We start from the raw sequence: 7,646 nt of genomic DNA, 5'->3' as shown, positions 1-7,646 counted from the left end.
GCGACCCGGTACGACAAACTCGCGATCGTCTACCGCGCCGCCGCCGTCCTCAACGCCGTCATCGCATGGCTCCACCAATTAATAGACACGCCCTAAGTGCTCCGCCATCAAGGTTCCCGGCGGTCAGGTGCCCGTTGACGGGGATCTTGATGCTGAGCGCCGTGATAGCCACGCACACGATGCGTGATCATGCGGCGGCGTCCCGTCGGCGCCGCTAACTGTGGTGTCCAGCGGGGATTGGAGATGTGGATGCGCTGGCAACTGCAATCTGGTGCGATTTACGCAAGACGGGGACGCGGACGGGACTTACCGTTCGGTGCGCACGATCGCGGGCGGGGTCCAGCGCCCGTCGAGGACCTCGTCGCCTGGCTCGTACATGCGCAGGACCGGACGGAATCGTCCCGCGGGGCTCGGCAACCAGTTCGCATCGGGCGAATCGGGCGGCTGGTGCGCGATGGTGATCGTGAGTGCACCGTCGGCGTCTTGGGCGACGTCCGGCGTGCGGTCGCCGATCGAGTAGCGGTTGATGGGGTTTGCGACGAGGAAGAAGTCTGGCACTCCGTACATCGTGAGTGACCAGAACGCGCCCACCGGTGGTGGTGGTGCGAGGCGGAAGGTGTACTCGTGCGTGCCGTCGAGCTGGTCGCCGTGATCGTCGACGAACGTCATCACGTAGGCCGCTTCGTAGGCGTGGTTACCCCACAACCCGCCGAGCGCAGCGCCGGCACGCTCGGCGTAGCGAAGGGTCGGATCCTCGATGCGGAACCGCTCGTCGTCGAGTGCGCCGACCTCGAAGAAGTCGAGGTTGTAGTCGAACACGTGCAGCGTCATCTTCCAGCCGTTCACCTGCGGGCTGGAGCCGGACTCGAGGATCTGCCGCAGTCGGGCCGAGGCCCCCTCGAGTGCGGACGTCAGGGCCGCCACGGCGTCGTCGGGCAAACCAACGTACGGCGACGCCGGCGAATTCACGCCGAGCCCCGCGAAGGACCGTTGCACTGCGGCGTCACGCGGCGCCGGCGGGAACTGCTGCGACCAGACGCGGAAGCGCTCGAGGAACGCCAGCGCGTCCGACACCTCCGGGTCGGGAACGGCCAGCCCGTGCGGTGCAGCATCAGGCGTGCGGGGAGTCAACGTCGTCGCGTCTTGGAGCGCGTGCACCGTCGGGAGGTCGGTGTCGCCGTCGACTGCCCACCGTCCGACGATGGAGGCAACCGCGGTCGGGAACCTGATGACCGTGTCGTCATCGTCAGGTTCGCCGTCCCAGTCCGGTGGCACGAGCAGGTAGTCGCCTGCGGCGGTGCCGGTGGCGCGGTGTCCGACGTAGGCGAAATTGTTCGTCCAGGCATCGACGAACTGCAGCACGTAGTACCGCCCCGCCGTGTCGGGCACGTGCAACGCCACCGGCCCGCTGCTGAGGTCGACTTGAGCCATCGAGTAGAGCGTGTCGTTGTTGATCGTCACGAAGGTGTCATCGGGGCCGGCAAGGGTCCGTCCGTGACTGAAGGTGTTGAACGCAGCGGCCGGTACCGCGCCGATGCCGTCCGTCGTGAACCGCAGCACCTGGAGCAGGTTGAACACCAATGGGAACCCGTAGATGTACGCGTTCGTGACGAGCTGCACATCGATCTCGCCTGTCAGGGGATCATTCGATTCGGCCATGCAGCTGAGTCCATCCGCCCAGCCCGCCGAGGTCGCCACCCAAAACAGGTGGTCTTCCGTGCGGCGGCCGCGCCGCTGGTCACAGGGAGCGCGGTGCAGATCACCACTCTCCTTGGGTCGCCGGCCAACGCAGAAGGCGGGGGCGAAGCTCGCCTTTAGAAGCCCCCCCCCCCCCCCGGCACGGCACCTGACCACCACCGTGACAGCGCAAGCGACAGTAGGCGGGCAGCGTGTCAAGCGCGGCGACTGTCCGTCGTCCCTCTCGTGAGAATCGAGCCAGCGCAAACCGTCCCGGTAGCCGGTCCCTCAGCAGACCGTCGGACCGGACTCGAACCGGACGCAGCTTCGAGCAGGGTCGTGTCTCACATGGGTGGTCCGCTGATCGTCGCAGTGAGGGAGCCCCATGCGTACGACCCCACGACAGCCACCGAAACGAAGAAGCCCACCGAGATCCTCGGTGGGCTTCTTCGTCGTGGCGACTCAGGACGATGTCCGAGCCGGCCGTTCGGTCGGGCTGACAGGATTTGAACCTGCGACCCCTTGACCCCCAGTCAAGTGCGCTACCAAGCTGCGCCACAGCCCGCGAGTTCCGGAGAACTCAGGATCCCGGAGGACCCTCGCCCACGTCCGACCGGAGCGCGAGCGACCGGTCCAGCATAGCGGACGCCAGACCTCCTCCGCGCCACGGCGAGTCGGAGCGAGCAGCAACCAGAGCCACCGGAACGGGCACGCACGATCACCCCGGCCGCGGCACCTCGCGCCGCACCACCTCACGCCGCGCCGCCAACCACGGCAACCCGAGCCCGACGAGCAACCCCCCGGCCCCGTCCGCCGCCAGGTCGCCGATCGTGTCGTCGTACCCGACGTAGATCGCCGAGTCGACGAAGTTGTGCCCGAGCCACTCCCCCATCTCCCACGCGGCCCCGATGGCGAGCCCTGCACACAGCCCGAGGATCGCGACGACCACCCGGCGCTCCCCGTCCGGCGCCGGCACCGCGCGCAGGTCGGCACCGATGACGTACAGCACCGCGGCGAGCAGCCCGGTGAGCACGACGTGCATGAACTTGTCCCACAGGAACACGCTCGTGTACCACTCGAGCACGCTCGACCATCCCGCGAGGAGCACGAGCACGCACACCGCCAGGTCGAACGCGGGCCGGAGCCCGAGCATCCGCGGCACCACGACCCCGAGCAACGACAGTGCCATCACCGGCAACGCAGTACCGCCCCACCCGATGCTCGCGACGACCAGGCTGACGAGCGTCAGGGCACGCACCACGTCGGCCACCAGGAACTTCGGCCGCAGGAACGTCGGCCCGAGCGCCCGGATCACGACGCCCACCGCACGACCGCGTGCACGGCAGCGTGGTCGGACGGCCACACGCCGCCCGGCCGCCGGTTCGACACGGCGACCCGCTCGACGGTCGCATCCGGCGTCACGAGGACGCCGTCGATGCGCCGGCCGCCGACACGCGGACTCCCGTAGTGCGGGTACGTCCCGTACGGCTCACCCACCTGCCTGGAGGCTCGCCCCCAGCTGTCGACGACACCAGCGTCCGCCAGTGCTCGCCAGGGTGCGGACCCTGCCGGACTGTTCCAGTCGGCCATCACGACGGCGGGCAGGCCGCGCTGCCGGACGATCCGGCCGAGGAGTTCGGCGGACCGCAGTCGGGCCCACGGCGATGCGACGTCGAGGTGCGTCGCGATGGCCAGGAACCGGGCGCCGGTCGCGCGGTCGTCGACGACGGCCCCGACGGCGTGCCGGGGGAAGGACGTGGCCCACGAGCGGGATCCTGGACGGTGCGGCGTGCGGGAAAGAGCCCACGTGCGGCGCTCGACGACGTCGAGGCGCGAGCGGTCGAGGAAGAGCCCGACCTGTTCGCCACCGCCGCGCGCGCCGCGCCCGGCCAGGACGGGCTCCCAACCGGATCCGAGGCCGGCCGTGAGGTCGTCTGCCTGCGTGGGGAGGGCCTCCTGGACGGCGAGGACGGTGGGCGCTTCGGAGGTGACGAGCGCGGTGATGGCGTCGCGTCGACGCTCCCAGGCATCGGGGTGCGCGGACGGTCGCGGCACGCGGCGCCGCACGTTGAGGGTCATGCAGTGGACCTCGGGCGACCGGACGGCTCCGATGAGCGGGTGGTCGTCGGGGTGGTGGGGCATGCCTCCCTTCTACGAGACGACACCCGTCGGATTCCCAGGGACCTCTCCGCGTGGCTCGTAGGGTGGCCCGATGCGTTCTCGTCCCACCCCTCGTGTCCTCGTCGCGATCGCGGTCTCCGGACTGCTGCTCGGAGCCGCCGGGTGTACCTCGAGTGGCCCGGACACGAGCCGCCCGACGCTCGTGAAGGCCACGGCGCAGACGGTCACGGTCGCCGATGCCTCCGACGCTGCGGCACGGTCGGTGCGGGTGAGCACGGCCCTGTTCGCGAGTGCTCCCGGCGCGATCGTGGCGACGGCCGGCGATGCCGACGCGATCTCCGATGCCGCGAAGGCCGCGGCGAGCGCCCACGTTCCGGTGCTGCTGACCGCGAAGGACGAGCAGGACACGAAGGGCGGCGCTGCCGTCGCCCGCGAGCTCGATCGGCTCGGGGCTGATTGGTACCAGGCCGAGGGCGACGTGTCGGTCGACACGGACGTCGAACAGCGGAAGGCGCCTGAGGGCGGCGACGCGCCGGAGTCGACCCGGGCCTCCCGGCAGGCCACCGTGGTGGTGGCGGACGCGAGCGCGGACGCTGCGGCCGTGGCGACCGCGAAGGCCGCCGGTGCGGAGGTGGTGACCATGCCGGAGGGCGTGACCGACCCGGCTGCCGCACCCGACGTGGTGACGGCGCTGCACGAGCGGAGGCAGCACCAGACGGTCCTGGTCGGTGCGGCGTTCGACGCGCTGCAGGACCCGGAGTGGACGGTACGGGCGGCCGAGGGCGGCTTCCAGCTGCGGAACGGCGGCCAGCGGCCGTTCGACGGGCACCGCTACGTGGCGCTGTACGGGGCTCCCGGGGCGCCGGCGCTCGGTGTGCTCGGCGAGCAGGGGCCGGAGGCCACCGTCCAGCGTGCCGAGCAGGTCGCGAAGCCGTACCGGGCCGAGTCCGACGAGCTCGTGACGCCTGCGATGGAGGTCATCGCGACCGTCGCCGCGGGGGACGCCGGGGCGGACGGCGACTACTCGACCGAGCTGCCGGTGTCGACGCTCGAGCCTTACGTCGACGCCGCGCACGACGCCGACATGCCCGTGATCATCGACCTGCAGCCGGGCCGCTCGGACTTCCTGTCGCAGGCGAAGAAGTACGAGTCGCTGCTGAAGAAGCCCGGGGTGTGGCTCGCGCTCGACCCGGAGTGGCGGCTGGCGAAGGACCAGGTGCCGCTGCAGCAGATCGGCAGCGTGTCGGCGTCCGAGGTGAACGAGGTGTCCTCGTGGCTGGCGTCGCTCGTCAAGAAGGAGGGGCTGCCGCCGAAGGCCCTCGTGCTGCACCAGTTCCGGCTCTCGATGATCCAGGACCGGTCGGCGCTGAAGACCCATCCGGAGCTCGACATGCTCGTGCACGTCGACGGGCAGGGATCGCAGCCGGACAAGCAGGCGACGTGGAAGGCGTTGCACCAGGGCGCGCCGGAGGGCCTGCACTGGGGCTGGAAGAACTTCTACGACGAGGACACGCCCATGCTGACGCCGTCGCAGACGATGGCGGACGTGCAACCGACGCCGTCACTGGTCACGTACCAGTAGCGTTGTTCTCCACAGACTGGAGGCGCGACCCGCGTTTCGTCGGTTGCTCCTGACAGCATGGGGGCATGGACACCCCCACCGCTGCTCCGTCTGTCGTCTCGCCGTCTGCAGACATCGCCGCCGAGGCACAGCAGGCGCTCGCTGCGCTCACCGGGCGCCCCGACGCGGTCTTCCACCCCGGCCAGCTCGAGGCGATCTCCGCCCTGGTCGAGCACCGGCAGCGCGCCCTCGTCGTGCAGCGCACCGGGTGGGGCAAGTCCGCGGTGTACTTCCTCGCGACCCTGCTGCTCCGGCGTCGTGGTGGTGGCCCGACCGTCCTGGTGTCGCCGCTGCTCGCCCTGATGCGCGACCAGGTGGCTGCGGCTGCCCGGGCCGGGGTCCGTGCGGTGTCGATCAACTCGGCGAACGCGCACGAGTGGGGCGAGACCCAGGCCGCGCTCGCTCGTGACGAGGTCGACGTGCTCCTCGTCTCCCCCGAGCGCCTGAACAACCCGAAGTTCCGCGACGAGCAGATGCCGACCCTGATCGCCCGGATGGGCATGCTCGTGGTCGACGAGGCGCACTGCATCTCGGACTGGGGCCACGACTTCCGACCGGACTACCGCCGCTTGGCCGAGCTCATCCGCTCGCTCCCCCACGGCGTCCCCGTCCTGGCGACCACCGCGACGGCGAACGAGCGCGTGGTCGAGGACGTCGCCGAGCAGCTCACCGCCCGCCCGGCCGACCCGGTGTTCACGATCCGTGGGTCGCTCGCCCGGGCATCGCTGCGCTTGGGCGTGCTCACGCTGCCCGACGCCCGGCAGCGGCTCGGCTGGCTGCTCGCGCACCTCGGCGACCTGCCCGGCAGCGGCATCATCTACACGCTCACGGTCTCGGCTGCCGAGGACATCGCCCGCCTGCTCCGCGACAACGGGTACGCCGTCCGGGCCTACACGGGGCGCACCGACACCGACGAGCGGGAGCAGCTCGAGCAGCAGCTCAAGGGCAACGAGCTGAAGGCCCTGGTCGCCACGAGCGCGCTCGGCATGGGGTTCGACAAGCCGGATCTCGGGTTCGTCGTGCACGTGGGCGCTCCGTCGTCCCCCGTCGCCTACTACCAGCAGATCGGTCGTGCGGGTCGTGCCACCGACAACGCCGACGTGCTGCTGCTGCCCGGGCGTGAGGACCGTGAGATCTGGCAGTACTTCGCGAGCGCGTCGATGCCGACCGAGGCCCGGGCCTCCGCCGTGCTCGGCGCCCTGTCCACCGACACCGCGATGTCGACGGTCGCGCTCGAGGGTCTTGTCGACATCAAGCGCTCCACCCTCGAACTCCTGCTCAAGGTGCTCGACGTCGACGGGGCGGTTCGACGCGTCACCGGCGGCTGGGTCTCCACCGGGCAGCCGTGGCAGTACGACGCCCCGCGGTACGAGCGCGTCGCCGCGGCACGTTCCGCCGAGGCCGCCTCGATGCTCGACTACGAGTCCACCTCGGCGTGCCGCATGCAGCTGTTGCAGCAGGACCTCGACGACCCGTCCGCGGAGCCCTGCGGCCGGTGCGACAACTGCGCCGGGGCGTGGTTCCCGACCGCGGTCTCCGACACGGACTCGTCCGGTGCGGCGGCCGCGCTCGACAAGGTCGGTGTCGAGATCGCCCCGCGTGCCCAGTGGCCGTCGGGCATGTCGTCGCTCGGTGTCTCGGTACGGGGCAAGATCGGCGCCGACGAGCTCGTGCAGCCCGGTCGTGCAGTGGCTCGTCTGACCGACCTCGGCTGGGGTGGACCGCTCCGTGCGCTGTTCTCGCCGTCGACGCCCGACGCTCCGATCTCCCGCGAGCTCGTCGACGGCTGTGTCCGGGCGCTCAAGGACTGGCCGTGGGAGACCCGGCCGACCGGGGTCGTGGCGATGTCCTCGCGGTCACGGCCGCAGCTCGTGGGGTCGCTCGCCCAGGCGCTGTCCACGATCGGGCGGCTGCAGTTCCTCGGCACGCTCGACCGGAACGGCGGCACGCCCCGCGGCGACGGTGCGACGAACAGCGCCTACCGGTTGTCCGGCGTGTGGGAGACGTTCCAGGTCGGGCCGGAACTCGCTGCGGCGCTGCAGTCGCATCAGGGCCCAGTGCTGCTCGTCGACGACCTGGTCGACAGCCGGTGGACGATGACCGTCGCGGGCCGCGAACTCCGGCGTGCAGGGGCTGCCGCCGTGCTGCCCTTCGCGCTGGCCACCGTCGCGTAGCGCTGCGCCGCCCGCAGCCCGCCCCCGCACCCGTTCCGCGACAGCTCACGAGT

At 70.9% G+C, this 7,646-nt stretch carries 5 protein-coding genes, 1 tRNA gene and 1 pseudogene; 3 read left to right on the top strand and 4 right to left on the bottom strand.

Annotated features, from left to right (window positions below):
• A pseudogene (locus EDF33_RS08335) lies at window positions 1-96 on the top strand (IS5/IS1182 family transposase); the annotation flags it as partial.
• 210 nt (window positions 97-306) lie between these two features.
• Here the strand turns inward: EDF33_RS08335 and EDF33_RS08330 are convergent.
• The 4 genes from EDF33_RS08330 to EDF33_RS08315 all read right to left on the bottom strand — a co-directional run bounded on the left by EDF33_RS08330 (window position 307) and on the right by EDF33_RS08315 (window position 3,819).
• Window positions 307-1,857 carry a DUF1254 domain-containing protein gene (locus tag EDF33_RS08330; protein ID WP_243692393.1) on the bottom strand — a complete coding sequence of 517 codons (1,551 nt, stop codon included), beginning with the start codon at window positions 1,855-1,857 and terminating at the stop codon, window positions 307-309.
• 311 nt (window positions 1,858-2,168) lie between these two features.
• Window positions 2,169-2,242 (bottom strand) — tRNA-Pro (locus tag EDF33_RS08325).
• Between the two features lie 153 nt (window positions 2,243-2,395).
• A complete protein-coding gene (locus EDF33_RS08320; RefSeq protein WP_132099713.1) occupies window positions 2,396-2,992 on the bottom strand; it encodes a hypothetical protein in 597 nt (198 codons plus the stop codon).
• Window positions 2,989-3,819: an endonuclease/exonuclease/phosphatase family protein gene (locus EDF33_RS08315; RefSeq protein WP_132099712.1), complete on the bottom strand. Its 831-nt coding sequence runs from the start codon at window positions 3,817-3,819 to the stop codon at window positions 2,989-2,991. Before EDF33_RS08315 ends, EDF33_RS08320 begins: the two co-directional genes overlap by 4 nt.
• A gap of 70 nt (window positions 3,820-3,889) precedes the next feature.
• On the opposite strand from EDF33_RS08315, the gene EDF33_RS08310 reads away from it, so the two are divergent.
• Window positions 3,890-5,380 carry a hypothetical protein gene (locus EDF33_RS08310; RefSeq protein ID WP_132099711.1) on the top strand — a complete coding sequence of 497 codons (1,491 nt, stop codon included), beginning with the start codon at window positions 3,890-3,892 and terminating at the stop codon, window positions 5,378-5,380.
• Window positions 5,381-5,445: 65 nt separating this feature from the next.
• A complete protein-coding gene (locus EDF33_RS08305; RefSeq protein WP_165918741.1) occupies window positions 5,446-7,593 on the top strand; it encodes a RecQ family ATP-dependent DNA helicase in 2,148 nt (715 codons plus the stop codon).
• Window positions 7,594-7,646: the final 53 nt, after the last annotated feature.

Origin of the sequence: Curtobacterium sp. PhB146 (genome assembly GCF_004342995.1) — a bacterium.
Taxonomy (GTDB): Bacteria; Actinomycetota; Actinomycetes; order Actinomycetales; family Microbacteriaceae; genus Curtobacterium.
The sequence above is the reverse complement of the archived record's forward strand: the minus strand, read 5'-3'. Positions and strand labels throughout refer to the sequence as shown.

Bases quoted from the DNA above. Each gene is read 5' to 3' on its own strand.
- EDF33_RS08305 (WP_165918741.1), top strand. From the start codon at position 5,446: ATGGACACCCCCACCGCTGCTCCGTCTGTCGTCTCGCCGTCTGCAGAC.
- EDF33_RS08315 (WP_132099712.1), bottom strand. From the start codon at position 3,819: ATGCCCCACCACCCCGACGACCACCCGCTCATCGGAGCCGTCCGGTCG.
- EDF33_RS08310 (WP_132099711.1), top strand. From the start codon at position 3,890: ATGCGTTCTCGTCCCACCCCTCGTGTCCTCGTCGCGATCGCGGTCTCC.